This window comes from Streptomyces sp. NPDC026062 (assembly GCF_055568375.1).
On record NZ_JBVHOQ010000008.1, the window covers coordinates 199,783 to 225,304 of the forward strand.

A 25,522-nucleotide genomic window follows, 5' to 3' on the forward strand; every position below is an offset into this window, starting at 1 on the left:
ATCGTTACGCGGCGCCGCGCCGGACAGCTGCGCGGCGCCGCCCGCCCCTGTGGGGCGGATCGCTACTTGACCAGGTCCGCGCGCAGGTCGTCGAGGACCAGGTTCGCGGCCGTGACGCCGAGACCGAGGTACCAGGTCTCGTCGGAGACGTTCTTCGCCCGGCCCTCCTTGACGGCCGTCAGGTTCTTCCACAGCGGGTTGGCCTGGGTGGTGTCGCGCTTGGTGGCCTTCACGTCGCCGTAGACACCGGTGAAGATCCAGTCGGCGTCCGCCTCGTCGATCTTCTCCGGGCTGATCTCCGCGGCCAGCTCGTCGATCTGCTGGTTCTTGGGCCTCGGCAGGCCGGCGTCGTCGAGGATGGTGCCGATGAAGGAGGCCTTGGCGTAGAGGCGGATCTTGTCCGGCAGGTAACGGACCATGGAGATGGTCGGCTTCTTCGGGCCGATGTCCTCGCCGAGCTTCTTCGCGTTCGTCTCGTAGGCGTCGAGCGCCGACTTCGCCTTGGCGGTCTTGTCCAGCGCCGCGGCGTTGAGGAGGTAGTTCTCCTTCCAGGTGAAGCCCGGACGGATGGAGAACACGGTCGGCGCGATCTTGGACAGCTCGTCGTACTTGTCCGCGGCGCGCAGCTGGCTGCCGAGGATCAGGTCGGGCTTCAGTCCGGCGATGGCCTCAAGGTTGAGGTTGTTGATCGTACCGACGTTCTTGGGGTCGCCCGCGGCCTTCTTCAGGTACGACGGGATCGCCGCGTCGCCCTCCGAGGGGGCGTAGCCGACCGGCTTCACACCCAGCGACACGACGTTGTCGAACTCGCCGACGTCGAGCACGACGACCCGCTTCGGGGCCGCCTTGAGCTCGGTCTTGCCCATGGCGTGGGTGAGGGTACGGGGGAACGTGCCCGCCGGGGCGTCGGTGCCGTACGCCGCGGTCTTCTCCGCCGCGTCGCCGAAGTCCTTGCCGCCCGTCGCGACCGCGGCCTTCTTGTCGGCACCGGATCCGGTCTTGCCCGTGGCGTCGGACCCGTCGTCGTCGCTCCCGCAGGCCGAAAGGGACAGGGCGGCCACTACAGCCAGGCCGACTGCGGCGGTGCCGCGGCGACGAAGGGACATCACTTGCTCCAGTCGAGGATCACACAGATAACACTTAGGAATGCCTAACCTTAGACACCCGCATCCCGGGATGCACAGCCACCCCCGCCCTCTCAGGCGAATCCGGGCATCACCACCCTTATGTGTGAAGTGACGTGGCTCGTGTTGTTCGGCAGGAAGTGCGAAAACTAGCTTCGGTTGCCGGAGGTGATGCGTCGATGACTGTCTGTGCCATCGAGAACGGGACCGCTGAGGCGGCCGGAACCGGAGAGACGGTGGAGCCGGGGTCCGACGAGCCGGCGGATCCGGGGGCCGACGAGCCCTCGGGAGCCGAGGGGGTGGTGCCGGATCCGGCAGTGCCCCCGGCCCGAGCGGAGGGTGGGGCGGCTCTTCCGGGGCCGCTGGGGTCACTGGGGTCATGGGGGCCGCCGGACCCGACTGCCTCTGCGGAGAAGGCGCTTGGGCCGTTCCCCGGCCTCGGGCCGGTCCCTGGGCTTCAGCAGGTCCCTGGGCTTGAGCCGGTCCCCGGCGAAACGGTCCTGCCCGCGTTCACGATCGCTGCCGACGGCGCCTACGCCGCGCGGCTCACGACCGCCCGCGACACCGCCGCCGGGGCGGGAGCGGGAACACAGGACGCCTGGTTCACGGAGCGCTGGACGCTGGACGGTCCCGAGCCGTACGCCGTACCGCTCCCGCTGGACCAGCCGGAGGAGGCCGCCTCGCAGGTGCTGCCGCTCGCCGACGGCCGCGTGCTGATCCGGCGCCGGGCGGCCGGGCGCCACGCCTTCTCGCTGCTCTACCCGACCGGGCCCGGCACCGGTGAACTCCCGCTGGGCGCCGTCGAATGCGCCGAGATGACGCTGCTGCCGCCGTCGCCGGACGGCGTCAGCGCGTACGCCCTGGCTGCCGGTGTGTACTCCACCGGGCTCTGGCTGGTGGCGGGCGGCGCGTTCGGGCCGGAGCACATCGCGGACCTGCCGGGGCGCTGTACCGGCGGGGTCTGGCTGGACCGGGCGGGCCGTCTGCTGGCCCTGGACCGGGAACCCGCGGGGGGCGGGCCGGTGAAGGCGGTCACCGTGGACCTGGAGCGCGGCGCCGAGATGACTCCCCTGCTCCAGATCGCGCCGGACAGCAACGACCGGCTGCTGCTTGCCGACCCGGACAGCGGTCTGCTGCTGGTCCGCTCGGACGCGCCGGGGCACGACCGGCTCGGCTGGGGGGTGCTGGGCAGCTGTCTGCCGGTGCGCTTCCCCGAGTGCCTGCGTCTGCCGGACGCCGCCGTGACACCGTTCGCGGTGCAGCCGGGGCAGATGCTGATGCCGGAGAGCTGCGCGGTGGCCCTGCGGATCGACGGTGCCGCCGGCAGCTGGGCCGGGATCTGGCGCCCGTCGGGCCGTCGGCTGCACCACCTCGCCGTGCCCGAGGGCTGGCTGGCCGGCAGCGGGGTCTGGTCGCGCGACGGTGTGCTCAAACTGCCGTACGCGAACGGGGAAACGGCCTGCGCGGTGGCGTTCCTGACGGCCCCTTCAGACGTGGAGCCGACCGGGCGCACGGCTCCGCACGCGACCCCGGCGGGCTGCATGGAAAGCGGCAGGCAACCTTCCGCCACCGTGACGCATCCTCCTGTGTGCAGACCCGTTCCCCTGGGGCAGGCGCCTCTCGTGGGACGTACGGCACGTGCCTGGGACCGGCCGTCACGCGGAAGGCGGCCGGACTAGAGTTGAGCCGGGGATCTCACGCAGTCGCGCACCGCGGTCGCCGGCGGTGACCGTTCCCGGGCGGTGGTGCGAGAGTCCCGGAGACCAGCAGGTAAACGATCACAACGGGGTGACTTCTCAGATGTCCGAGGCGCGATCCGACACGACCCAGACGCGTCCGCCGGGGGCGGACGCACAACGGGCCGAGGCCGACGGATCCGGAAAGCACCGAGGGGGTGTGGCGACGGACGACACGGCGGCGCAACCGCACGGCCGTCACCGCCGCCCCTCCGAAGGTGGCAGCAGGGCGGCCTGACACCGCTGCCCGGAAAGAGCAACAGGGGAGGAGGGCCCCGCAGCCGGTCTCGGCTGCGGGGCCCTCCTCCCTTGTTCCCGTATGCGGGGCAGGTGCGCCCCGGTGCGGGACAGTGCCCGTGTGCGGGGCAGGTGCGCCCGTGGGGGCAGATTTCAGCCGCGTTTGAGGCCGAGCACCTCGGCCGCCGCGAACGTCTCGTTCGGCGGCCGGTCCGCGTAGTACGGAGTGATCAGCTCGTCCAGCTCGTCGAAGGAGAAGGTCTCCTTCGTCGCGTCGAACTTCGCCGCCACCTTGGGGCGTTCGACGATCGCGACCATCCCGCCGTGCACCACGAGCAGCTGCCCGTTGACCTTGGCGGCCGCCGGGGAGGCCAGATAGCCGACGAGGGGCGAGACATGCTCGGGCGCGAGTGCGTCGAGCCGCCCGTCCTGCGGTTCCTGGAAGCCCGCGAAGACGTCCTCGGTCATCCGGGTCCGGGCACGCGGGCAGATGGCGTTGGCCGTGACGCCGTACTTGGCCAGGGCCAGCGCGGTGGACGTGGTCAGACCGACGATGCCGCCCTTGGCCGCCGCGTAGTTGGGCTGCCCCGCCGAGCCGGCCAGGAAGGCCTCCGACGAGGTGTTGACGATCCGGCCGTAGACCGGGCCGCCGGACTCCTTCGACCTCGACCGCCAGTGGGCGGCGGCGAAGTGCGTGGTGTTGAAGTGGCCCTTGAGGTGCACCCGCAGGACCGAGTCCCACTCGTCCTCGGTCATCGAGAAGATCATCCGGTCGCGCAGGATGCCCGCGTTGTTGACCAGGATGTCGAGCCGGCCGTACGTCTCGACGGCCAGCGCCACCAGGGCGCGGGCCTGCTCGTGGTCGGCGACGTCGCCGAGGTGGGCGACCGCCCGGCCGCCGGCGGCGCGGATCTCCTCGGCGACCTCCTCGGCGGGCGTGGCGGACGCCTCGCCCGAGCCGTCGCGGCCGGGCTGCCCGTAGTCGTTGACGACGACGGCCGCGCCGAGCCGCGCCAGTTCCAGCGCTTCGGCCCGTCCGAGGCCGCGGCCCGCGCCGGTGACGATCGCGGACAGTCCGTCCAGGGGAAGTGACATCGGTTCTCGGGTTCCTCTCGGAAAGGGGCGGGACTGTGCCGCGGGGGTCAGAGCTCGATGCAGGTACGCAGCGACTCGCCGGTCCGCATCTGGTCGAGGGCGTCGTTGATGCCGTCGAGGCGTACCCGGTGGGTGATCATCGATTCCAGGTCGATGCGGCCGGCCCGCCAGAGCGCGATGGCCCGCTCGTACGACCGGAGCACGTCCCCGCCTCCGTACATGGAGGGCAGGATCCGCTTCTCGTCGAAGAACAGCTCGAACATGTTGACCTGGAAGTTGTCGTCCATGGCGCCCGCGCCGACGATGCAGAGGGTGCCGCCGCGCCGGGTCTGCTCGTAGGCGGTGCGGGCCGTGGCGGACTTGCCGACGACCTCGAAGACGTAGTCGAAGCCCTCGCCCGCGGTGATCCGCTGTTTGGCGTCGGCGAACTCGTCGGGCGAGACCGCCTCCGTCGCGCCGAACCGCAGGGCCGCCTCGCGCCGGGAGGCCACCGGGTCCACGGCGACGATCTGGGCGGCGCCCCGCACTCTGGCGCCCTGGATGGTGGAGATGCCCACACCGCCGCAGCCGATCACGGCGACCGACGAACCGGCCTCCACCTGCGCGGTGTTGATGGCGGCGCCGAGCCCGGTGGTGACCCCGCAGCCGATCAGCGCGGCGATCTCGAACGGCACGTCATCGGGGATGGGCACCGCGCAGCCCGCGCCGACGACGACCTCCTCGGTGAAGGTTCCGGTTCCGGCGAACCCGAAGACATCGCCGCCCGGACGCTTGAAGTTGGGGGTGCCCGCGTTCATGAAGCCGGCCAGACACAGGTGGGTCTGGCCGCGTTTGCAGGACTGGCAGCTGCCGCAGGCCGGCAGCCAGCAGACCAGCACCCGGTCTCCCGCGCTGAGCCCGGTCACCCCGTCACCGACGTCGATGACCTCGCCGGCGCCCTCGTGGCCGGGGATGAAGGGAGCGGGCTGCGGCAGCACCCCGCTCATCGCGGAGATGTCGGAATGGCACAGCCCGGTGGCGCGGACCCGAAGCCTGACCTTTCCGGGGCCGAAGCCCACCGCCTCGACGTCGTCGAGCACTTCGAGTTTGTCCTGGCCTATCTCGTGCAGTACGGCTGCGCGCATGGTGCGGCTCCCCTCACGGGCCTGCGGTGCTTACGGAGTGGGTTCGGAATCGGAATCGGAGTCGGAGTCGGGTCGGGGTACGGAGTCCGGTCCGGGGTTCGGGTTCGGGTCGGGGTACGGAGTCGGGTCCGGTTCGGGCCGGGGGCCGGGTCCGGAGTCCGTTCCGGATCACGAGACGCCCGGCTCGGGTTCAGGTGTGCCGGGCGGATTCAGGAATGCTCGACGAAGGTGTCACCGAGGACCGTGGCGTTGTCCCGTTCCACGGCCTTCACCTCGACCCGTACCTGGTCGGCGGCGGTCCACATCTCGATGCGGAGGGTCTCGCCGGGGAGGACGACCCCGGTGAAACGGGTGCGGTAGGAGCGGATACGGGTCACATCGCCGCCGAGAACCGTGTCGGTGACGGCCTTGAGCGTCATGCCGTACGTGCACAGTCCGTGCAGGATCGGCCGGCCGAAGCCCGCCTTCGCGGCGAAGTCCGGGTCGGCGTGGAGCGGGTTCCAGTCGCCGGAGAGGCGGTACAGCAGCGCCTGGTCGGGGCGGACCGGGCGTTCCACGACGTGGTTGGGGGCGACGGCGGGGTAGGCCATCCGCTCGGACGGGCCGCGCTCGCCGCCGAACCCGCCCTCGCCGCGCACGAAGATCTGGGAGTCGCTGGTCCACAGCGGTCCCTCCTCGTCGGCGGCCTCGGTACGCAGCACCAGCACGGCCGCCTTGACCTTGTCGTACACCGCGGCCACCTTCGAAGTCACCGTCGCACTGCCCTGCGCCGGGAGCGGCCGGTGCACGCGGACGCTCTGTCCGCCGTGCAGGACGGCCGCGAGGTCGATGTCGACACCGGGCGCGGAGAGGCCGCCGGCCATGGCCGTGCCCGCACCCGCGACCGTCGCGAAGGACGGCAGCACATGGAGCCGGGACTCCAGTGTGTAGCGCAGCTCGCCGGGGTCGACGGCGGGGTCGGCGAGGTCGGGGCGGGCTCCCGCCCCGATCCCCAGGTGGTAGAGCTGGACATCCTTGTGGCCCCAGTCGATATGGCTGGTCCGGGGTTCGGCGGCGAGAGCTTTTTCGGCATCAATGGGCATGGGGAAGCTGCTCCTCGACGGTGAAAGACCTCGGCGCGGCCGTCCGCACCGTCGGCCGCACCGAGGTCGTGCGGGGACCGGAGACCACGCCCGTTCTAGAACGCGTTCTAGCCGGTTGGCCCTATGTATAACGCAGCTCCCAGCACTTGTGAAGACTGCTGACGTTTCGTCAGATTCCCTTTCCATGGGCTTCGTTCACCCACACCGCCCGACCATGACATTTGTCATCGCCGAGTCCGTACATGCGCCTCTGCCGAGGCACGGTCCGGCTCCGTAGCGTCGTATGCATGACGCAGACAACGGGGAAAGAGGCCGCGGTGACCTTCACCGGGGCGGTGAAGACCTTCGGCCGGGCCGAGCAGCGGGTGCGGGCCGTGGACGGGATCCGGCTGACCGTGGAAAGGGGCGAGACCGTCGCCCTGCTCGGACGCAACGGCGCGGGAAAGTCAACCGCGATCAGCCTGCTGCTCGGGCTGAACGAGCCGGACGCCGGACGTGTGCGCGTGCTGGGCCGCACCCCCGAGCAGGCGGTGCGGGCGGGCCTGGTCGGGGCCATGCTCCAGGACGGGCGCCCCATCCAGCGGGTCACCGTCCGCGAACTGATCACGTTCGTCGCCTCCACCTACCCGAGGCCCCTGCCGGTGGCCGAGGCGCTGAACCTGGCGGGTGTCGCGGAGTACGCGAACCGGCGGATCGACAAGCTCTCCGGCGGCCAGATCCAGCGGGTCAGGTTCGCCGTCGCACTGGCCGGAAATCCTGGGCTGATCGTGCTGGACGAGCCGACGGCCGCCCTGGACGTGGAGGGGCGGCACGCGTTCTGGGAGTCCATGCGGGCCTACGCCCGGCGCGGCAACACCGTGCTCTTCTCCACCCACTATCTGGAGGAGGCCGACGAGAACGCCGACCGGATCGTCGTCATCGACCGGGGCCGGATCGTCGCGGACGGCAGCGGCGAGGCCATCAAGGCGGCGGCCGGCCACAGCCAGGTCTCCTTCGACCTGGCGGGCCGTTCCACCGGGGGCCTGGAACTGCTGCCCGGCGTCGTGACCGTCGAGGTGACCGGCGACCGGGCGGTGCTGCACACCACCGACTCGGACGCCGCCGTCATGGAGCTCGCCCGGCTCGGCCTGGTCCGGGGGCTCCAGGTGTCCCTGGCCACGCTGGAGGCCGCGTTCCTCTCCCTCACCGCGCCGGCATCCGGCGCCGCCCTTCCCGCCGAGGAGACCGTCTGATGTTCCGCTACATCGTGCTCGAAATCCGCCGGACCCTGCGCGACACCACCTTCCTGCTCTTCGGTGCCGGAATGCCCGTGATGATGTACCTGATCTTCACGAACATCGGCGGCGGCGACGGGGTCGACGGCTGGAAGACCGCCTCGATGGTCGGCATGGCCGCATACGGCGCGCTCGGCTCGGCCATGGCGATCGGTACGGGCGTCGCGTCCGACAAGTCCCTCGGCTGGATGCAGCAGTTGAGGGTGACTCCGCTCTCCCCCACGCACGCGGTCGTGGGCCGTGCGGTCAGTGGTTCGGTGACCGTGCTGCCGACGATCCTGGCGGTGCTGCTGGCCGGCGGTCTGCTCAACGGCGTGCGGATGGCGGCCTGGCAGTGGGCCGCCCTGGTGCTGCTGCTGTGGATCGGCGCACTGCCCTTCACCCTGCTCGGCCTGGGCAACGGCTACCGGCTCACGCCGCAGGGCACCGGAGTCGTCAACGTCGCTTGTCTGATGGGCTTCGGTGTCGTCGGAGGGCTGTGGTTCCCGCTGGAGCTCCTGCCCGAGTGGCTGCGTTCCCTCGGCCGGTTCACGCCCGCCAACCGGTTCGCGGACCTGGGATGGGCGACCACCGAGGGCCACTCGCCCGGCGCCACGACCGTCGCCGTACTCTCCGCGTGGCTGCTTCTGTTCGGCACGTACGCCGTGATCTCGTACCGTCGGTCCGCGAGGACCGTGTGACGGGAGCGGACATGGCGGAAATCGGTCCGTGACGGGAGCGGACGTGCCGGAAGTGGGTCCGTGACAGAGGTGGACGTGCCGGAAATCGGTCCGTGACGGGAGTGGACATGCCGGAACGCGGAAGGCAGACGCGGAAGGAACGGCGACGGCTGCGGAAGGAAGGGCGCCGCCCCGGCCCGCCGGGACCGTACGCCCTGCTGCCCTGGCTGCTGATGGGCCTGGGATCCTTCTCCAACCTCTTCCAGGGCGAGACGGCCAACCCCTGGATCGGTGCCGTCGGACTGCTCGCCTTCAACTCCCTCTACATCTCCGTGGTGTTCCGGGGATTCGTGAAGGAGAAGCGCGAGAGCCCGGTGTCGTACGTCCTGCTGGGCGCGCTGGCCGCGATCACCTTCGGTCTGGCGATCGGGTACGGCGGCAGCTGGCTGCTCTTCTTCCCGCTGCTCTCGCTGGCCTGCGGGACCATCCTGCGCCGCAGGCAGCTGGCGGCCGGGCTGTTCGGCCTCGCCGTGGCCGCGAGCCTGATCGCCGTGTGGCGCGGGGACGGTGCCTCGACACCGTGGACGCTGGGCTACGGAACGTTCATCTCCGGTGCGGTGACGGCCGCGATCCTCACCCTGTCGGAGACCGTGATGGAACTGCGCTCCACCCGGCAGGAGCTGGCCCGTACCGCCGTCGAGAAGGAGCGGCTGAGGTTCTCCCGGGACCTGCACGACCTGCTGGGCCACACGCTCTCGGTGATCGTCGTCAAGTCGGAGGCCGCGCGCAGGCTCGCACCGCGCGACATGGACGCCGCGCTGTCCCAGGTCGCCGACATCGAGTCGGTCGGCCGGCAGGCACTCACCGAGATCCGCGAGGCGGTCACCGGCTACCGCGAGGGCAGCCTGGCCACCGAGCTCGACCGCGCAAGGTCGGCGTTGACCGCCGCCGGAATCGAGCCGGCCGTGCGCCGCTCGGGACCGCCGCTCACCCCGCAGGGCGAGGCGCTGCTGGGCTGGGTGGTGCGCGAGGCCGTCACCAACGTGGTGCGCCACTCCACCGCCACCCGCTGCTCGTTCGTCGTCGACGGCACCCCCGACCGGGTCCGCCTCACGGTCACCGACGACGGCCGCACCCCGGCCGCCCCGCCCGCCCCGGGCATCGGCGGCACCGGCCTGAAGGGCCTCACCGAGCGCCTGGCCACAGCGGGCGGCTCCCTGGAAGCGGGCCCCGGCCCGGCGGGCGGCTTCGTGGTGACGGCGGAGCTTCCGGCGGACGGCTTCGTGGTCACGGCGGAGCTCACCGCGGACATGGCGGAGGGGGCGGGCGGGAAGAGCGGGACCGGAGCGTGACGCGGCCGGACGCCTGAGGGCGGCGTGCTCCCTGTGCTCGGCTCGGCCAGGCCCCGCGGTCAGCGGCCTTCAGCGCAGTCAGCGGCGCAGGGTGACGGACGGCAGCTCACCGAATCGTCTCCGGTAGCGCGCGGAGAACCGGGCGGCGTGCAGGAACCCCCACCGCAGGGCGATGGCGGTGACGGTGGTACCGGCCGGGTCGGCGGCCAGAAGGTCCTCGCGTGCGTGCTGGAGCCTGACCTCCCAGAGGTACCCCATCGGCGTGGTGCCCCGGAACTGCCGGAAGCCCGCTTGGAGGGTGCGCACGCTGAGACCGGTCGCGCGGGCCAGGTCCTCCACCGTGAACTGATCCGCGGCGCGTGCCTCGATGAGCGCGGCTGCGCGCCGTACGGCCCCCGAGGTCGTGCCGCGCGGCTCCTCGTGCAGCAGGGCGGAGTAGTTGCTGTGCTGCGCCAGCAGCAGCTGCCCCAGCAGCAGGCGCTCCAACTCCCTCATGGCCAGAGGGTGCTGGGGGATCATTCCGCCGCCGTCGATCTCGTCGAGGAAGAGGCAGACCACTCTCCGCCACGACCGGAGGGCGGGCACCGCCATGTCCATTCCCAGCCCGAAGCGAATCGGTTCGGTCAGCGGCCGGGCCAGCATCGAGCGCAGGTGTTCCTCCAGGCCGTCGCGCTCGATCCGCACCACGAGGTGCGGGCTGCCCGCGCTCACCTCGATGTCGTACGGGCGGTCCACCGGAGGCACCCCGGCGCCGCGGAAGCCGTACCGGGCCCGCTGGCCGGCGAGGCGGAGCTCCGCCTCGCCGGCCAGCGGGATCAGCACCAGGTAGAAGCTCTCCTGCGGATAGGGCGCGATGTGCACGCGTCCCCCGTAGTCCAGGTAGCACAGGCTCACCTGGCGGGTGCGTACCGCGTGGAACCGGGTCTCGAACCGGTGCGTCCGGTCCAGCACGGTGAGCCGGTGCGGGCAGAAGGCATCGGCCACCGTCTGCCGGGCCTGGTCCACATCCAGCGTGTGGATCTGCTCGAACCGGAACAGCGGCAGGCCCGAGTCCGTCCTTGGCGATGGATCGGAGTTCATCGACACGGCGCTCTTCTTCCCCCCGGACCGTCGCATAAATCGTATAAGGAAATGCGTGAAGTGGATATACCTGCGCATGGCGCTCTATCAACACTGGAATCGCGAGCATCACGGCATTCCACGAACCGGAATTCCACGAGCCCTCGTTCCATGATCTCGCGTTCCATACCCGTTCCATGAGCCCGCGTTCCATGAGCGCATCGCAGGAGGAGAGATGGGCACTGACAGGTACGACAGCGGTCCACCGGACCCGGTGATCGCCGCCACGGCCGCCGCGGTCGCCGGCACGGCCGACGGGTGTGCGCCGGAGATCGACGTGCCCGGCATCGTCCTGCGGATCGCCGAAGGCGTCGCACAGGGGGAACTCGTCGCGCGCAGGCACCCGGTCGGCTTTCTGCACATCGATGTCTCCGCGCTCGGCGGAGCACCGCCCGGAGTGCAGTACCGGTTCCATCTGTGGGACCACCTGCCACCGCGTACGGACGGGCTGGGAAATCTGCACAATCACGGTTGGACCATGGCGAGTGCGGTTCTGATCGGCGAACTGGAGGACCGCAACTTCGCCGCCACCGAGGCCTCCGACGGCGACGCCGCCTTTGTGCGCGTCACCTATACGGAGGGAGGAAACGATTTCACTCCGGCGGGGAATTTCGCCCTGACCGAGCTCCGCCGAAGGCGCATAGCGGCTCCCCGGGTCTACTGGCTCGACCCGCACACCATGCATATGACGGCCGTGCTGAAATCCCCTGCCGTCACCTTCGTCGTCGCGGACCGGCGGGCCTGCGACCCCTACCAGCCTCTCGTCAAGGTCGAGCGACAGGCGCCGGAGCAGGTGGGGCCGCGTCCGCTCATCCCGCCGCAGGACGCCGTCGACGCGCTGCGGTCAGCGCTTTGCGTCTGAGCCCGGCCGCCCACGTCGTAGTCACGGTCCCGGTCCGGTCACGGTCCCGGTCCGGTCACGGTCCCGGTCCGGTCACGTTCCTGGCCCTGACCCTGCCCCTGCCCCTGGCCGGAGAAGTGAGGAAACCCCATGAGGAAGCTCCACCACTGGCTCGTGTCGAACGAGCGCTGGCTCAGCGTCATCGCGGCCGCCGCGTCCGCGGTGCTGTTCAGCATCTACACCGGCCTCGCCACCACCGCACCACCCGGCAGCGGGACGGGCCCGGCCGCCCTGGCCGACCGGCTGGCCCGGCTCGGCGGAATCAACCTTCTCGCCCTCGCGGGGCTCCTGGCACTGGCCGCCCAGGCGGCTCTGGCCAGGGCGGGAACGCAGTCGCAGCGCCACCACCAGCGGGCGGACGGCGTACAGCTCACCGGAAGGCTCCTCGAAGGCCTCACCGATCTCCTGGGCGCCCAGAACCCCGGACCCATCTACCGAAGCCGGGTCACCGTCGCGGCCAAGGACATGAAGCACCGCATCACCGTGGCCGGGGTCAACAACGACACCGACTCGGATTCCCGTATCGAGAAGCCGCTGGATTTCGGCGTCGCGGGCGAAGCCTTCACGACCCGCACGATGCACGCGGCCGACATCAACGACTCGAACCGCGATCGCCTTCCGGACGGCAGCCGGTTTCCCGGGGTCTGGGAGAAGACGCGCTGTGTCCTCGCCTATCCGCTGCTCGACTCGGACGGCAACGCGTACGGGACGCTCAACTTCGACAGCGACAAACGGCTGGCGCAGGCCGGGCTGGCCGACCGTGAAGTCCAGGCGAGCATAGGGAAGATCAGCCAGGTGGTGAACTTCCTGATGCGTGGCTACAGCGCCTCCGGCGACGTACGCCTGCCGGGTGCCTGAGCACCGGAGCACTCCGAGCGTGTGGTGTGCGGGCGGGCCATGGGTGCGCGCTCGCTACGGCCGAGAACCACGGCGCCCGAGGGACGCGGCGGCTGCGGGGCGCGATGACCGAAGGGCCCGCGGGCGGGTCCGTGCCGATCGTGAGACCGGCCGTGTACGTGCCGGCCGCGGGGACGGCGCCGCCCCACCGTGCGGGACACGATGGGGCGGCGGCGTCGGATGGCTTGCTCAGGCGGTGCCGAAGTCTCCGGCCTTGAGGCTCTCCGTGAAGGAGGCGAACGCGTGGACGGGGATGTCCAGGACCGGGCCACTCAGATTCTTGGAGTCGCGGACGGGGACCACGCCGCGCGAGACGGCAAGGTTGGCCGCGACCTCGACGCACTGGCCGCCGTTGCTGCTGTAGGAGGACTTGAACCAGCGGGGGGATTCGGTCGTCACGAGGTGCCCTTTCTTACCTTCTGGATCATGGCCACTGATGCCGCTTGGGACGGCGCTTCGGCCTGTAGCTGATGGTAGGCCGTCAACAAGGGCTGCACGAACCTCATATCGCGCTCCAAGTGGCCTTGCTGGGCAGACTCCGCGTAGGCCATGTGGGACCGGTCAGGCATGGACAGCAGCGTTACCGGCAGATCGAACGCCCGCCACTCACCAAGATCGAACGGAGCGACTTGCACGACGGTGGATGGCAGCTCGGCGAACGCGGCGAGCCGGTCGAGCTGTTCGGCCATGACACGGGGACCGCCCACCACCCGCCGAATGCAGCTCTCGTCAAGGACGACATGCACAAACGGTGGAGGCGTCCGCTCCAGCGATGCCTGCCTCTTCACGAGGAGCGTGAGCCGTTCCTCCGCCTGCTGTTCCGTGATGGCTCCACGTCGCACGGCACCGGCGGTGATCGCGGCCGCGTACTCGGGAGTCTGGAGAAGTCCTGGAACGATCCCGAGCTCGAACAGCCTGATCTCTGCGGCTCGTACCTCCTGGGTGACGAAGTCCGTGAACCCCTCCAGTAGTGAGGTGTTCTTGAGTGCGCGGGTCATCCTCTCGAACTTGTCTCCGGTACCGAGTGCTTTGTCCGCACTGCGCGCGAACCGGTTAGTTGGTGGCCGACGGCCAGTTTCGACGGCGGAAACATGCGACCCGGTCAGGCCCATACGTACGGCCAGCTCGTCCTGGGTCCACCCGCGCTCATCCCTCGCTTGCCGTAAGCGCTGGCCAAACGCCTGCGCCGGCGAAGTCTCGGGATCCAAGGCCTTCCGGTTGACCACGTGCGTTCCTAACTCATCAAGCAAATCAGCCAAGTTGAGGACAGTCCCACTGTAGGCCACTCTGAACGCCTTGAGTAGCGAATGCGCTACGGAGAGGAGCGGCGATGAGTGCGCGATTCGTTCCCCCGGGACCTCCGGGAAGACAGGAACCGGCCCCCGCACCCGCCCTCGGCACGCTCATGGTGGACATCGGCCGAGGCAACCGGGTGGGCGAGTTCCGGGGCCTCGCCGGGCCGTACTGGTCGCTGCGACCGGTCTGCGGCGGACAGGAATGGGAGGCCGAGCCCGAGCACGTACGGCGTGCGGACCCGATAGAGCGGCTGCGGGCCGAGAACGCGCGGTGCAACGCGCGGAGCCGGGGTGAGGTGCTGTGAGGGTCCCGGCGCACGACCTGGACGCCGAGTTGGACCGTATCGCTTCGGACCCCGAAACCCGGGCGTTGTTCCGCGCGGAGCTGGACCGTGCGATTGCCGAACGCTGCCTGGAGGCAGCCCAGTTCACAGCGGTCATCGAGGCGGCGGCCGAAGCGCTCCGGGCGCTGGTCCGCCTCCCGGCCACGGAGCCGGCCGCGTGAACGGCTTCCGCTACATGGCAGAGATCATCGCGACAACGGGCGGAAGGGCCGTCCCGCTCGGCAGGGCCTCCCTGCCGAACCGCCGACTCGCGCTCCGATGGCTGCGACAGCAGGCGCATCGGCTCACGGACGGGCTCGGGGCCCCCGGCCCCCAACCGTCCATCAGCTTCCGCAGCCCCACCGTTCCGGACGGGCTACGGGCGTGGGCAGAGGACCCGGACCAGCAGGAGCACGCGATAGCACGGCTGGCGGCCGGAGGCCCCGATGTGCTCACCCTGCTCGACCCCGCGGCCGGGCTGCTGGTGACGCTCGCCGGGTGGCCCGTCCGAACACGCCGCGCCGTCGCCGGGCGCGGCGCTCCCGAACCCCCTCCCCACCCGTACGTAGCCGCGCGTGGCACGGAACGGGCCCCACGTCCCCTCAACCGGAGGCCATACGGTGATCCACTGCAATTCCCGCGCCTGTCCACCCTGGTTCGAGACCGCGCAGGCTCATCGGCAAGCGGGTAGTACCGGCCTGCCCCACTCCCTGGTCTGCGAACTGGTCCAGGGGCATGCCGACGAACACGCAGGCCATCTGGAGGACATGGGGCGCGGCACGTTCGACGTATGGGTGCGCTGGAAGGGCGACGTCTTCACCTACTTCTGTGCCGCGCCGTGCGAGATGGTGGACCCTGTCCTCGCTCCCCACCGGCAACAGGCCTGCATGCTGTTCGTCGGCCATGAGCCGGGACACTCCTGGGAGTTCGAGGATCTCCTGCACGACTGAAGCCCGCCACATGAGGCCCTGCACCTCCGCCCTCTTGCGCCACTCATGCGCAAGGGTGACGCTCGCGGGGACTGTAAAATGTTCGGCTCTGCCCCGTAGTCGGCAGTGACGACATGTGACGACATGTGACGAGTCTCGTTGACATCACATGTGCGATGTCAACTCCCTTGCGAAAACAGCGCTTTCGGGGCTCGCGACGCCGGTCATCGAGGAGGTGGCGGATGGCGGTGAGGTGATCCGGATCGTGGCCCGGGATGTTCCTTTGCCCTGCCCCGTGTGCGGGGTACTGACGGGGCAGGCGCACGGGTACCACAGCCGGACCGTGGCGGATGTGCCGGTCGACGGCCGAAAAGTCGTGGTTCACGTCCAGGTACGACGCTTGGTCCGCCCCGTCCTGGGACCCTTGGTCCCGGTGTGAATGCCGCGGATCTGTTCGGTCAACGCCGCCTCGGCCGCCGCCCTGGCCGCCCGGGCGGGCCCGGCGGCCCGCCAGCGGTAGAAACCGGACCGGGAGACGCCGAAGATTCTGCATAGCCGCTGTATGCCGTACTCCATGTGGTGGTCGGAGATGAATCGCCAGCGGCCGGTCATCGACCCATCTCCTTCGCAAAATACTGCGCCGCCTTCTTGAGGATCTCCTTCTCCAGCTCCAGTTCACGCACCTGCTTGCGCAGCCGCTTCAGTTCCTCACGCTCCACCGGGGTCATCTGCTCACCACCCCCGCTGGCCTGGACCGCCTCGGCCGCACGCACCCACTGCCGCAGGGACTCGGCGTTGACGCCGAGGTCCTTGGCCACCGAGTTGACGGACCGGCCGGTGGAGGCCACCAGCTTGACCGCGTCCTGCTTGAACTCTTCCGAATACCGGGCTGTACCCACCACGACACCTCCATGCCAGATCCCACGATCTGACCCTCAAGAGATGTCCACAAACGCGGGCAAACCCCAGTACATGGATAGCCCTTTATTTGACCAAAACTCTGCGCGAGGTATCAATTCCCGTCGAGCTCGCGAGCACAGATCTGCCCCTTTTGTATGAATTGCGTTGGCTTTATCAAGCAATAGCGGGTCCTGGTGCACATTCCTTGAAAATGGGCAAGAGGATCTGCGGCGGTAACGTACTGTCATCGGGGATCGCAGAGCGGTGTGATGACCGCATAGAATGCTGCTTCTGCACTGCGTCGCAGCTCTGGCTAGTACTTCAGAGAGCGCGGCGTAGTGAACATTCTGGCGAGCCCTCGGCACCGGCAGGGCTCCACGCCCAGACCATGAGCTTCCGTGCGGCCTTCAGTATCGGCACCGACCGACCCGCGCCCACCACAGCCCGCGAAATCTCTCCCACAACGACGCCCGGACGCATCGGCATCCCACACAAACGCCTCAACGAGGGTCTGGAGGTCAGGCACAAGATCGAGTGCCGGATCGGCCGAGCCGACACAGTGCGCTGGCGCGGTACTCGGGCAGCGCGGACTCCACAGTTTGGAGTGCGGTGAAGGCGAGCACGGCAGCCAGTTCGTTCGGCTCGATCATCACCTTGAACTGGCCCTGTGCCTTGGAGGTGTCGGCCGTCAGCAATTCCCGGACGTGGTCGGTGACGACCGCGACACCAACCGCGTCGCGTCAGATCGGCTGCCCAAGCCGCGGCTACATTCCCGGTCTCCACGATCAGGCCTTGACCTCGTCGCCCAGCGGCGGGGCCTCACGAATACGACGGCACGTTCACCAACGTCGCAGCGGGTGAAGACGTACGTTGGCTACCTCGTTCGCAGGCCCGCGGCCTGTTGCTCCCTGCTTTGGACGGTTGGGTCATGGACGAGGAAACCGTGATCCCGCACCACTTCAGCGGCGAGGGCCGGCACACCGGCGCCGCACTCCGAAGCACCGCTACCCGGCGCCGTGGTCTGTTCCGTCCCCGTCCGGACCGGGGGTGTCCCGTCCCAGGCCCCGGCGGATCGCGATCTCCACGGGTGAGTACGCGCCGTCAGCCCGCTCCAGTTCGTACGCCGCCGCCGGCATCAGCGGCGGCTGGGCCATGAAGCGCGGCCGCACCCCATGGTGCGGTTGCGCCGCGTGCACCAGGAACGGATGGCACAGAAAGACGTCGCCCGGGGACCCGGTGACGAGGGCGAGGGGCCGGTGGTCGGACGCCGCCACCACATCGGGGGCGAGGGTCAGCCCGCTCGCCCCGTCCTCCCCGTACTTCTCCAGCACCTTCGGCACGTCGAGGTGTGAGCCGACCCGGATCCGGGTCGGGGCGTCCTCCTCACCAACCTCGCTGAACAGGAACAGCATCAGCAGTGCCCGGCCCTGGGAGCGCAGATTCGTGAAGTACCAGCTCTCACCCTCCGGCAGATAGCTCCCCTCGATGTGCCAGCCCGCGTCGTCCGGCTCCTCTTCATGCGGGAAGCGCAACGGGAACGTACCGAGCGAGTAGCGCGGGTCCCAGCGTCCCTCACCGACGAGCAGGTCATACGCGTGCTGCAGAGAAGGGGAGTTGGGCGCGGCGGCGAACGGTCCCTGCGCCATGCCGCCCACCCGGTGCACGGGCTGCGTCCATGTCGCCGGGTCATCCGGATCGCAGCCCGTCTCCCGCCACAGCAGCCGTGCGCAGTCCGCGGCCACGCGCGGCGCGACGGCGCCCTCCAGCTTCACGAAGCCGTCGCGGAGGAATCGGGATACCAAGGTCGTGTCATCCATGCCCCCATCGTGCGGCGACACCGGCCCCGGTCACCCGACATTCTCCGCACCGCCTTTGTCGGGCGGGAGAAGGGACGTGTGGTCCCCGGTCACGCCGCCCGCTTGAGCTCGTGCCCGGAAGGGCCCCGGCCGCCGTGGCGGATCACGCGGGCCGGCCGGTGGCGGGACTCCTGGGAGTTCGAGGATCTCCCGCACGACCGAGGCCCGCCACCAGTACGTCGCGAGCGCTACGTGGTCAGGTCACCGAAGGCGGCGGACACCTGGTCGCTCAGCTGCTCGATCTGAGCGTCGGTGTACCAGGCCCTGCTGTAGGTGAGATCGACGGCCAGCCGTGCCTGGTAGCGGCTGACGACGGCGAAGATCATCGGTACGTGGCCGAGCGGAGCCAGGCGGACATCGCCGACCCGCAGGCCTTCGGGAAGGGTGGGTTCGGTGATCGTGCCCACGTTGGTGATGACGAGGCTGGGCGGGTGCTGGTCGAGCATGTAGGGGAAGGCCGCGAGTTCCATCGCCGCGGCGCCGCTGTCCAGGTCGTCCTTCAGCCGGGCGGCCAGGTCCTGCCCGACCGCGACGGGGTGGGCCTCCCCGCCGACCTCCAGGCGGATGGACGTGGTCGTCGCAGCCGACTGAAGGACCTCAGCGGGAAGGGGTGGGTCGAGCCGGCGGCGCATGTCGACCGCGGTGGTGCACAGCAGACGCGCCGGGCCGTCCTGGCCGGGCAGCAGGGAGCGCAGACTCGTGAGCAGGACACCCGAGACCAGGGAATTGACCGACAGCGAGGCCTCCCTCGCGCACCGCACCAGCCCCTCGCACCGGTCGCCGTCCAGATCGATCCCGATGACGCGGAGGCTCATGTCCTCCCCGGGCCCTGCGTCGCGTGCGGCGAGAGCGGGCACGAGCGCGGGAGGCCTCTCGGTGTCCAGCCGCGCGCGTTCGGCAACGAACTCCCGTAACTGCGCGGAGGTGAAGCGGGGGGCGAGGAGGTCGTCCAGGGCCGGTCCCAGCACCGGCTGGATCGGGTCGCCGGAGACGGGCCGGCCGGCGGCCAGCGAGGTGTAGGTGTCCCACAGGCGCTGGTGGAGGGACAGGTAGCTCATCCCGTCCGCGAACGCCCTCGGCAGAGTCAGCACCACCCGGGTACGTCCGGGCCCGCGCACCACAGTTGCCCGCAGCAGCGGACCCCGGTCCCAGGCGAGAGCAGCGTTGATCTCCTCGTCGAAATCGGCACCGTGCCCGAGAACCGGCCCCGCAGCCCCATCCTCGATGAGGACCAGCGGCTGGTTCCCCGGCCCCTGGGTGATCTTTCCGTTGAGCAGCGGGGTACGGGCTCGCAGATGGATCAGGGCCTGTGCGAGGACCGCGTCGTCCAGGTCACCCACCACGTCACAGGACAGGACAAGCCGCACACCGGCCGCGTCGATGGCCGCCTCGTGCGGCGCGAGCGAACGCTCCACGATGATCCCCTCTCGTAGGACCGCTGCACCCTCGCGCAACAGGACACCGCTTCGGAGCGGAAGAGCCGGATGTCCGCTCGAACGGGTGAACGCTCCGGCGATCGGGCACGGAGCGCGAGCCGTACTCGGTACGTCGAGGGCCTGCGCGGCCTGCGCGGGTCGCCCCGCCATCGGCCGAAGGCTCGCAGTCATCCACCCCACCGCCCCTACTCTGTTCCCCGTGAACGAGATGCCGCAGGATCACCGGCCGACCAAGTCCGTACGGGTACTCCTCGCCGAGGATCAGGGAATGATGCGCGGTGCGCTCGCCCTGCTGCTCGGGCTCGAACCGGACATCGAGGTCGTCGCCCAGGTCGGCGCGGGCGACGAGATCGTGGGGGCGGCACTGACATCGCGGCCCGATGTGGCGCTCCTGGACATCGAACTCCCGGGCCGCAGCGGCCTGGACGCCGCCGCCGACCTGCGCGAGGAGGTGCCGGACTGCCGGGTGCTGATCCTCACCACGTTCGGGCGGCCCGGGTATCTGCGGCGGGCCATGGAGGCGGGTGCGGCGGGGTTCCTGGTGAAGGACGGGCCCGTCGAGGAGCTGGCGGAGGCGATCCGCCGGGTGCTGGCCGGGGAGACCGTCATCGACCCGGCACTGGCCGCCGCCGCCCTGAGCGCAGGACCGAGCCCGCTGACCGCCCGGGAACGCGATGCGCTGGTCGCGTCGGTGGACGGGGCGACGGTCGCCGACATCGCGCAGCGGCTGCATCTGTCGGAGTCGACGGTCCGCAACTACCTGTCCTCCGCGATCGGGAAGACCGGCACCCGTAACCGGATGGAAGCGGTCCGGGCGGCGCGGCAGCAGGGGTGGCTCTGAGCGAGCGGTGTGCGGACGGTCCATGAGGGCGCGTTCGCGCCTTCATGGAACAGCCCCCGGGAGCCGGGCGGAACCGCCACCGCACGGACCGCCGGGTGAAGACCCCCGAGGGCCGGGCGGAACCGTCACCCTCACCGCGCCCGCGCCCGCGCCCGTGCCCGCGCCCGCGCCCGTCGGCGTCAGCGCTTCGCCGGCCCGTGGCGCGGCAGCCAGAGGACCATCAGCAGCAGTCCGGCGAGCAGTACCCCGCCCGCCGTCCGGAAGGCCTGTGCGTAGCCGGCGGTGAGTTCGACCGGGTCCGTGGAGCCGTCCGTGCGGGCGGCTGCGACCGTGGAGAGGACGGCGAGGCCGAGGGCGCCGCCCATCGTGCGGGAGGTGTTGACGAGGCCGGAGACCAGGCCGGCTTCTCCGGGCGCGGCGCCGGACGTGGCGAGGGACGCCAGCGGGGTGGCCGCGAGGCCGGTCCCGGCCATCATCAGCACCCCGGGCAGGCAGACCGCGGTGAGGTAGGAGCCGTCGGCGGTCATCGTGGACTGCCAGCCGAAGCCCGCCGCGGCCACCGCCGTGCCGATCAGCGCGAGGTTCTTCGCGCCGGTGAACGCCATCAGCCGGGGCGCGCACTTGGAGCCGACCACGACGGCCACCGAGGTGGGCATCAGGGCGAGTCCGGCCTCCAGGGCGGTGTACCCCAGCACGTTCTGGGCGTACACGGTCATGAAGTACCACATGGAGAACGTGGCCGAGCCGATCACGAGCATCGCCACGTTCGCCGAGGCCACCGCCCGCGCACCGAGCACCCGCAGGGGCATCAGGGGCTTCGCCGTGCGGGACTCCACCAGGACGAACAGCGCGAGGAGCGCCGCCCCGCCCACCAGCGGCACGAGGGTCTCCGGCGTCGTCCAGCCCGATGCCTCGGTCTGCACGATGCCGTAGGCGACCAGGGCCAGGCCCGCCGTCACGAGCATCGCGCCCAGGAGGTCGACGCGGCTGCGTTCGCCGGCCCGGCCCTCGGCGAGCACGAGCGCGGCACCGGCCAGCACGAGCACCCCGACGGGCACGTTGATGAGCAGCACCCACCGCCAGGACAGGGCGTCGGTGAGCACGCCGCCGATCAGGCCGCCGGCCGCACCGCCCCCCGCGCCGACGGCCATCCAGGTGCCGATGGCCCTGGCCCGTGCGGGGCCCTCCGGAACGGCGGCGGTGAGCAGGGTCAGGGTGGCGGGCGCGAGCACCGCGGCGCCGAGCCCCTGGGCGGCGCGGGCGGCCAGCAACTGCCAGCCCTCCTGGGCGAGTCCGCCGCAGAGTGAGGCGGCCGTGAACAGACCGAGGCCGACGAGGAACATCCGCTTGCGGCCGTAGAGGTCGGCGGCCCGCCCGCCGAGAAGCATGAACCCGGCGAACGCGATCGAGTACGCGTTGAGCACCCATTGCAGGCCCGAAGCACTGAGCCCGAGGTCGGTGCGCATGGACGGCAGAGCGACGTTGACGACGGACACGTCGAGTACGACCAGGAACTGGCCGGTGCAGGCGGCGAGGACGACCGCCCAGGTTCGGGTGCGGATGCGGGCGGTACGGCGTGTGGGCGTCGAGACGTCAACCATGGCGTCATACTCGCAGCCGCCCCGCACCCCGTACATCCGTTTCCGGACCGTACCGGCCTCGGCCCAGCGGCGTACGTCGTCGGCCCCACCGCACCCGCACCCGCCCCCGCCCCGCCTCAGCGGCGCAGGAGTGTCACCACCGCCGCGCCGCCGAGGCCGATGTTGTGGGCGAGGGCGGTGCGCGCGTCCGGGACCTGGCGGGCGCCGGCCTCTCCCCTGAGCTGCCAGGTCAGTTCGGCCGCCTGGGCGATTCCGGTGGCGCCGAGCGGGTGCCCCTTGGAGATCAGCCCGCCGGAGGGGTTGACCACCCAGCGGCCGCCGTGGGTGGTGGCGCCGGACTCGACGAGCGCGCCGGACTCCCCCTCGCCGCACAGGCCCAGCGCCTCGTAGGTGAGGAGTTCGTTGATGGAGAAGCAGTCATGGAGCTCGATGACGTCGAGGTCGGCGGCGGAGAGGCCGGAGGCTTCGTACACCTGCCGTGCCGCCTCCCTCGACATGGGCAGTCCGACGGCGTCGATGCAGGTGCCGGAGGCGAAGGAGGCTCCGGTGTCGGTGGTCATGGCCTGGGCGGCGATCTCGACGGCCCGGTCACCGAGGCCGCGTTCCTCGACGAAGCGCTCGGAGACGACCACGGCCGCGGCCGCCCCGTCGGAGGTCGGGGAGCACTGGAGCCGGGTGAGCGGGCGGTGGATCGGCTTGGCGGCCAGCACCTCGTCGACCGTGTACGGGTCCTGGAACTGGGCGTACGGGTTGCCGGCCGAGTGGCGGTGGTTCTTGGCGGCCACGGCGGCCAGCTGCGCCTCGGTGGTGCCGTACTTCTCCATGTGCTCGCGGGCGGCGTTGCCGAAGATCTGGGCGGTGGGCGGGGTCATCTCGAAGCCGTGCGCGGCGGCCATGATCCCGTAGTGCCGGGCGACCGGTGAGGTCTTGAAGTCGCCCGCCCCGCCGTCGGAACCGCCGCCGCCGAGCGATCCGCGCGCCATCTTCTCGAAGCCGAGCGCGAGGACGCAGTCGCCCGCGCCGCCCTCGACGAACTGGCGGGCCGTCATCAGGGCGGTGGAGCCGGTGGCGCAGTTGTTGTTGACGTTGTAGACGGGTACGCCGGTCAGTCCGAGTTCGTAGACGGCGCGCTGCCCGGCGGTGGAGGCCTGGAAGCAGTAGCCGACGACGGCCTGCCGGATGTCCCCGTACGTGAGCGAGGCGTCGGTGAGCGCGGCCGTTCCGGCCTCCCGGACCATGTCCCAGTACTGCCAGTCGCGGGTCTCGGGCTTCTCGAACTTCGTCATTCCGACGCCGACTATGTAGGCCTTCATACCGTTTCCTCTCAGTCCCTCGGCAGGCCGAGAATGCGCTCGGCGACGACATTGAGCTGAACCTGTGTGGTACCGCCCGCGATGGTGAGGCAGCGGGACATCAGGAAGCCGTGCACCGCCCGCTCCCCCACCCCTTCGCACACCGCCCCGTCCGGGCCGAGGAGTTCGAGGGCGAGTTCGGCGACCTTCTGCTGGTGGACGGTCTGGACGAGCTTGCGTACGGAGGCTCCGGCGCCCGGTTCCAGCCCGGAGACCTGCTGGAGTGTGGTGCGCAGGGTGATGCAGGCCAGCGCGTGCGCCTCGGCGGCCAGTGCCCCGATCCGGGCCCGGCCGGCGCCGTCGAGTCCTTCGGCACGTCCGATCAGGGCTTCCAGACCGGTGTCGAAGGCCACCTGGTCGGCCATGTGGACGCGTTCGTTGCCCAGGGTGTTGCGGGCGACCTGCCAGCCCCCGCCCGGTTCCCCGACCAGGGCGTCGGGCGGCAGCAGGACATCGTCGAAGTACACCTCGTTGAAGAGGGAGTCGCCGGTGATCTCCTTCAGGGGGCGGATGTCGATGCCCTCGGTGTGCTTCATGTCGACGAGGAAGTAGCCGAGCCCCTGGTGTTTGGGGGCGTCCGGGTCGGTCCTGGCGAGCAGGATCCCGTGGTCGGCCCACTGCGCGGCGCTCGTCCACACCTTCTGGCCGTTGATCCGCCAGCCCTCGGGGGTCCGTTCGGCCCGGGTGCGCAGCGAGGCGAGGTCGGAGCCGGCGCCGGGTTCGGAGAACAGCTGGCACCACAGGAGTTCGCCGCGCAGGGTGGGCAGGAGGTAGCGGTCCTGCTGGGCGGGGGTCCCGTGCGCGATGAGCGAGGGCACCACCCAGGTGGCGATCCCCAGGCCGCTCAGCCGCACACCCTGTTCGCTCAGCTCCTGCTGGACGGCGAGCTGCTGCACGGGCCCCGCACCCAGGCCGTAGGGCGCGGGCAGATGCGGGGCCGCGTAACCGGTGGGGGCGAGGGCGCGGCGGGCGGCTGCCGGGTCGAGGCCCCGGGCGGCGGCGACCGCCTCGCGGGCCGCCGTGCGGTGCGCCGCGGCCTGTGCGGGGAGTTCCAGGGCGAGTTCGCGGCGCGCTCCGCCGGTGGCCAGGCGGACGGCTTGCTGCCGGTGCTCGTCCCCGGCGCCGAGCAACTGCCGCGCCACCAGGGCGCGTCGCAGATACAGATGGGCGTCGTGCTCCCAGGTGAAGCCGATTCCGCCGAGGATCTGAATGGCGTCCTTGGCGCAGCTGTACGCGGCGTCCAGGGCGGTTCCCGCGGCGAGTGCGGCGACCAGGCCGCGCACCGCGTCGGGCTGCCGGGGCTCACCGGCCGCGCGGGCGGCGTCCCAGGTCAGGGCGCGGGCCTGTTCGACGCGCACGAGCATGTCGGCGCACAGGTGCTTGACGCCCTGGAACTGCCCGATGGGGCGGCCGAACTGTTCGCGGACCTTGGCGTGTTCGGCCGCGGTGTCCAGCGAGCGGGCCGCGGTGCCGCAGGCCTCGGCGGCGAGGAGGACGGCGGCGAGGTCGCGGACGAGGCCGGATTCGGTGAGCAGGGCCCGTCCGGCGGGGACCAGGACTCCGTCGGCGCGGACCGAGGCGGTGGGCCGGGTGGGGTCGGCGCTGCGGTGCGGGCGCACGGTCAGGCCCCGCACCTCGGTGTCGACGGCGAACCAGCGCAGTCCGGTGGCGGAGGCGGCGGGCAGCAGGAGCAGGTCGGCCTCGGCGCCGGAGAGCACCGGCGGCAGCTCGCCGTCCAGGAGGTGGCCGTCCCCGTGCTCGACGGCGGTGAGGCCGCCGGGGGTGAGGGCGACGGCGCCGATGCGCGTACCGGCCGCCAGCTCGCGCACCAGGTCCCCGTCGCCCGAGGCGTGCAGGACGGCCGAGGCGAGGGCGTTCGCCAGGTAGGGGCCCGGCAGTGCGGCACGGCCGGCCTCTTCGAGGACGACGGCGAGGTCGAGCAGATCGCCGCCCCCGCCCCCGTACGCCTCGGGCAGATGGATGCCGAGCAGCCCCTGCTCCACGAGTCCGTCCCAGTACGCGGGGCGCGCGCCGGGGACGGCGGGGCGTGCGCCGGGGGCGTCCGCGTCGAGCGTCTTGCGGATTTCTCCGGGAGGTACGGCACGTGCCAGCCACCCCCGCACGGCTTGCGCCAACTCCCTGTGTTCTTCGGTGATTCCGATGCCCATGCGGATCCTCGCCGGTCGCAGCCACTGGAACGGCGCAAGAGTAGAACACGTTCCAATCTGACGGAAGGTCAGACGAGCATCCACTTGCGACCGCGCCCGCAACCGGGCCGGCCGTCTTGACCTGTTCTTGCCTCATTCACCGGAATACCTCGTGCGTCCGGAAGGTTTCACCCTGCACGTACTTGGTGGTCAGCGCTGTCCGCCGCAGGGACCGCACTCCC

General features: G+C 70.8%; 25 protein-coding genes and 2 pseudogenes. 12 read left to right on the forward strand and 15 right to left on the reverse strand.

The window, feature by feature from the left end; genetic code table 11:
* Positions 1 to 62: 62 nt before the first annotated feature.
* Entirely contained in the window at positions 63 to 1,106 is a 1,044-nt protein-coding gene (locus tag ACZ4LX_RS10015) for an ABC transporter substrate-binding protein (RefSeq protein ID WP_467634280.1), read from the reverse strand.
* Between the two features lie 197 nt (positions 1,107 to 1,303).
* Here ACZ4LX_RS10015 and ACZ4LX_RS10020 point away from each other — a divergent pair, with 197 nt between their 5' ends.
* Entirely contained in the window at positions 1,304 to 2,803 is a 1,500-nt protein-coding gene (locus tag ACZ4LX_RS10020; protein ID WP_467634277.1) for a hypothetical protein, read from the forward strand.
* Between the two features lie 447 nt (positions 2,804 to 3,250).
* On the opposite strand, the gene ACZ4LX_RS10025 is transcribed toward ACZ4LX_RS10020, so the two are convergent.
* The 3 genes from ACZ4LX_RS10025 to ACZ4LX_RS10035 form a co-directional block, all read right to left on the reverse strand.
* Positions 3,251 to 4,192 (reverse strand): 3-oxoacyl-ACP reductase, encoded by a 942-nt coding sequence (locus ACZ4LX_RS10025; RefSeq protein WP_467634274.1) that lies wholly within the window; start codon positions 4,190 to 4,192, stop codon positions 3,251 to 3,253.
* Between the two features lie 47 nt (positions 4,193 to 4,239).
* Positions 4,240 to 5,316 carry a Zn-dependent alcohol dehydrogenase gene (locus ACZ4LX_RS10030; RefSeq protein ID WP_467634271.1) on the reverse strand — a complete coding sequence of 359 codons (1,077 nt, stop codon included), beginning with the start codon at positions 5,314 to 5,316 and terminating at the stop codon, positions 4,240 to 4,242.
* Between the two features lie 209 nt (positions 5,317 to 5,525).
* A complete protein-coding gene (locus ACZ4LX_RS10035) occupies positions 5,526 to 6,398 on the reverse strand; it encodes a MaoC/PaaZ C-terminal domain-containing protein (RefSeq protein WP_467634268.1) in 873 nt (290 codons plus the stop codon).
* 287 nt (positions 6,399 to 6,685) lie between these two features.
* Between ACZ4LX_RS10035 and ACZ4LX_RS10040 the strand changes: the two genes are divergently transcribed.
* The 3 genes from ACZ4LX_RS10040 to ACZ4LX_RS10050 all read left to right on the forward strand — a co-directional run bounded on the left by ACZ4LX_RS10040 (position 6,686) and on the right by ACZ4LX_RS10050 (position 9,683).
* A complete protein-coding gene (locus tag ACZ4LX_RS10040) occupies positions 6,686 to 7,630 on the forward strand; it encodes an ABC transporter ATP-binding protein (protein ID WP_467634265.1) in 945 nt (314 codons plus the stop codon).
* Positions 7,630 to 8,352 carry an ABC transporter permease gene (locus ACZ4LX_RS10045; protein ID WP_467634262.1) on the forward strand — a complete coding sequence of 241 codons (723 nt, stop codon included), beginning with the start codon at positions 7,630 to 7,632 and terminating at the stop codon, positions 8,350 to 8,352. Before ACZ4LX_RS10040 ends, ACZ4LX_RS10045 begins: the two co-directional genes overlap by 1 nt.
* A gap of 107 nt (positions 8,353 to 8,459) precedes the next feature.
* Entirely contained in the window at positions 8,460 to 9,683 is a 1,224-nt protein-coding gene (locus tag ACZ4LX_RS10050; protein WP_467634258.1) for a sensor histidine kinase, read from the forward strand.
* A 78-nt stretch (positions 9,684 to 9,761) separates the two neighbouring features.
* Here the strand turns inward: ACZ4LX_RS10050 and ACZ4LX_RS10055 are convergent, their stop codons facing one another.
* Positions 9,762 to 10,763 (reverse strand): AraC family transcriptional regulator, encoded by a 1,002-nt coding sequence (locus tag ACZ4LX_RS10055; protein WP_467634255.1) that lies wholly within the window; start codon positions 10,761 to 10,763, stop codon positions 9,762 to 9,764.
* Between the two features lie 214 nt (positions 10,764 to 10,977).
* Between ACZ4LX_RS10055 and ACZ4LX_RS10060 the strand changes: the two genes are divergently transcribed.
* Both ACZ4LX_RS10060 and ACZ4LX_RS10065 read left to right on the forward strand, forming a co-directional pair.
* Positions 10,978 to 11,664 carry a hypothetical protein gene (locus ACZ4LX_RS10060; RefSeq protein ID WP_467634252.1) on the forward strand — a complete coding sequence of 229 codons (687 nt, stop codon included), beginning with the start codon at positions 10,978 to 10,980 and terminating at the stop codon, positions 11,662 to 11,664.
* Between the two features lie 129 nt (positions 11,665 to 11,793).
* A complete protein-coding gene (locus ACZ4LX_RS10065) occupies positions 11,794 to 12,561 on the forward strand; it encodes a hypothetical protein (RefSeq protein WP_467634249.1) in 768 nt (255 codons plus the stop codon).
* Between the two features lie 228 nt (positions 12,562 to 12,789).
* Here the strand turns inward: ACZ4LX_RS10065 and ACZ4LX_RS10070 are convergent, their stop codons facing one another.
* Both ACZ4LX_RS10070 and ACZ4LX_RS10075 read right to left on the reverse strand, forming a co-directional pair.
* On the reverse strand, positions 12,790 to 12,999 hold the full coding sequence (locus tag ACZ4LX_RS10070; RefSeq protein WP_467634246.1) for a DUF397 domain-containing protein: 210 nt from the start codon (positions 12,997 to 12,999) through the stop codon (positions 12,790 to 12,792).
* Entirely contained in the window at positions 12,996 to 13,826 is an 831-nt protein-coding gene (locus ACZ4LX_RS10075; protein ID WP_467635663.1) for a helix-turn-helix domain-containing protein, read from the reverse strand. The genes ACZ4LX_RS10070 and ACZ4LX_RS10075 overlap by 4 nt, the downstream gene beginning before the upstream one ends.
* A gap of 104 nt (positions 13,827 to 13,930) precedes the next feature.
* On the opposite strand from ACZ4LX_RS10075, the gene ACZ4LX_RS10080 reads away from it, so the two are divergent.
* The 4 genes and pseudogenes from ACZ4LX_RS10080 to ACZ4LX_RS10095 form a co-directional block, all read left to right on the forward strand.
* Positions 13,931 to 14,200, forward strand: coding sequence for a hypothetical protein (locus ACZ4LX_RS10080; RefSeq protein WP_467634243.1), 270 nt, complete (start codon positions 13,931 to 13,933; stop codon positions 14,198 to 14,200).
* Positions 14,197 to 14,400 (forward strand): hypothetical protein, encoded by a 204-nt coding sequence (locus tag ACZ4LX_RS10085; protein WP_467634240.1) that lies wholly within the window; start codon positions 14,197 to 14,199, stop codon positions 14,398 to 14,400. Before ACZ4LX_RS10080 ends, ACZ4LX_RS10085 begins: the two co-directional genes overlap by 4 nt.
* A gap of 438 nt (positions 14,401 to 14,838) precedes the next feature.
* Positions 14,839 to 15,168, forward strand: a complete 330-nt coding sequence (locus ACZ4LX_RS10090; RefSeq protein ID WP_467634237.1) for a hypothetical protein — start codon at positions 14,839 to 14,841, stop codon at positions 15,166 to 15,168.
* 148 nt (positions 15,169 to 15,316) lie between these two features.
* Positions 15,317 to 15,565 (forward strand): annotated as a pseudogene (locus ACZ4LX_RS10095) (transposase family protein); the annotation flags it as partial.
* Here ACZ4LX_RS10095 and ACZ4LX_RS10100 read toward each other — a convergent pair.
* The 3 genes from ACZ4LX_RS10100 to ACZ4LX_RS10110 all read right to left on the reverse strand — a co-directional run bounded on the left by ACZ4LX_RS10100 (position 15,529) and on the right by ACZ4LX_RS10110 (position 16,742).
* Entirely contained in the window at positions 15,529 to 15,759 is a 231-nt protein-coding gene (locus ACZ4LX_RS10100; protein ID WP_467635789.1) for a hypothetical protein, read from the reverse strand. The pseudogene ACZ4LX_RS10095 and the gene ACZ4LX_RS10100 sit on opposite strands and share 37 nt — an antisense overlap.
* Entirely contained in the window at positions 15,756 to 16,049 is a 294-nt protein-coding gene (locus ACZ4LX_RS10105) for a transposase (protein ID WP_467634234.1), read from the reverse strand. Before ACZ4LX_RS10105 ends, ACZ4LX_RS10100 begins: the two co-directional genes overlap by 4 nt.
* A 516-nt stretch (positions 16,050 to 16,565) precedes the next feature.
* Positions 16,566 to 16,742: a hypothetical protein gene (locus ACZ4LX_RS10110; RefSeq protein ID WP_467634231.1), complete on the reverse strand. Its 177-nt coding sequence runs from the start codon at positions 16,740 to 16,742 to the stop codon at positions 16,566 to 16,568.
* Positions 16,743 to 16,894: 152 nt separating this feature from the next.
* Here ACZ4LX_RS10110 and ACZ4LX_RS10115 point away from each other — a divergent pair.
* Positions 16,895 to 17,032 (forward strand): annotated as a pseudogene (locus ACZ4LX_RS10115) (DUF6879 family protein); the annotation flags it as partial.
* Between the two features lie 19 nt (positions 17,033 to 17,051).
* On the opposite strand, the gene ACZ4LX_RS10120 reads toward ACZ4LX_RS10115, so the two are convergent.
* Together ACZ4LX_RS10120 and ACZ4LX_RS10125 are read right to left on the reverse strand one after the other, a co-directional pair.
* Complete coding sequence (locus ACZ4LX_RS10120) at positions 17,052 to 17,864, reverse strand: phytanoyl-CoA dioxygenase family protein (protein ID WP_467634228.1); 813 nt, start codon at positions 17,862 to 17,864, stop codon at positions 17,052 to 17,054.
* A 227-nt stretch (positions 17,865 to 18,091) separates the two neighbouring features.
* Positions 18,092 to 19,318 (reverse strand): phthiocerol/phthiodiolone dimycocerosyl transferase family protein, encoded by a 1,227-nt coding sequence (locus ACZ4LX_RS10125; RefSeq protein ID WP_467634224.1) that lies wholly within the window; start codon positions 19,316 to 19,318, stop codon positions 18,092 to 18,094.
* 229 nt (positions 19,319 to 19,547) lie between these two features.
* Here ACZ4LX_RS10125 and ACZ4LX_RS10130 point away from each other — a divergent pair, with 229 nt between their 5' ends.
* Positions 19,548 to 20,180, forward strand: a complete 633-nt coding sequence (locus ACZ4LX_RS10130; RefSeq protein ID WP_467635658.1) for a response regulator — start codon at positions 19,548 to 19,550, stop codon at positions 20,178 to 20,180.
* 179 nt (positions 20,181 to 20,359) lie between these two features.
* On the opposite strand, the gene ACZ4LX_RS10135 is transcribed toward ACZ4LX_RS10130, so the two are convergent.
* From ACZ4LX_RS10135 to ACZ4LX_RS10145, 3 genes are all read right to left on the reverse strand, one after another.
* Positions 20,360 to 21,781 (reverse strand): DHA2 family efflux MFS transporter permease subunit, encoded by a 1,422-nt coding sequence (locus tag ACZ4LX_RS10135; protein ID WP_467634221.1) that lies wholly within the window; start codon positions 21,779 to 21,781, stop codon positions 20,360 to 20,362.
* Between the two features lie 116 nt (positions 21,782 to 21,897).
* Positions 21,898 to 23,094 (reverse strand): lipid-transfer protein, encoded by a 1,197-nt coding sequence (locus ACZ4LX_RS10140; protein WP_467634218.1) that lies wholly within the window; start codon positions 23,092 to 23,094, stop codon positions 21,898 to 21,900.
* Between the two features lie 11 nt (positions 23,095 to 23,105).
* Positions 23,106 to 25,301 (reverse strand): acyl-CoA dehydrogenase, encoded by a 2,196-nt coding sequence (locus ACZ4LX_RS10145; protein WP_467634214.1) that lies wholly within the window; start codon positions 25,299 to 25,301, stop codon positions 23,106 to 23,108.
* Between the last annotated feature and the right edge of the window lie 221 nt (positions 25,302 to 25,522).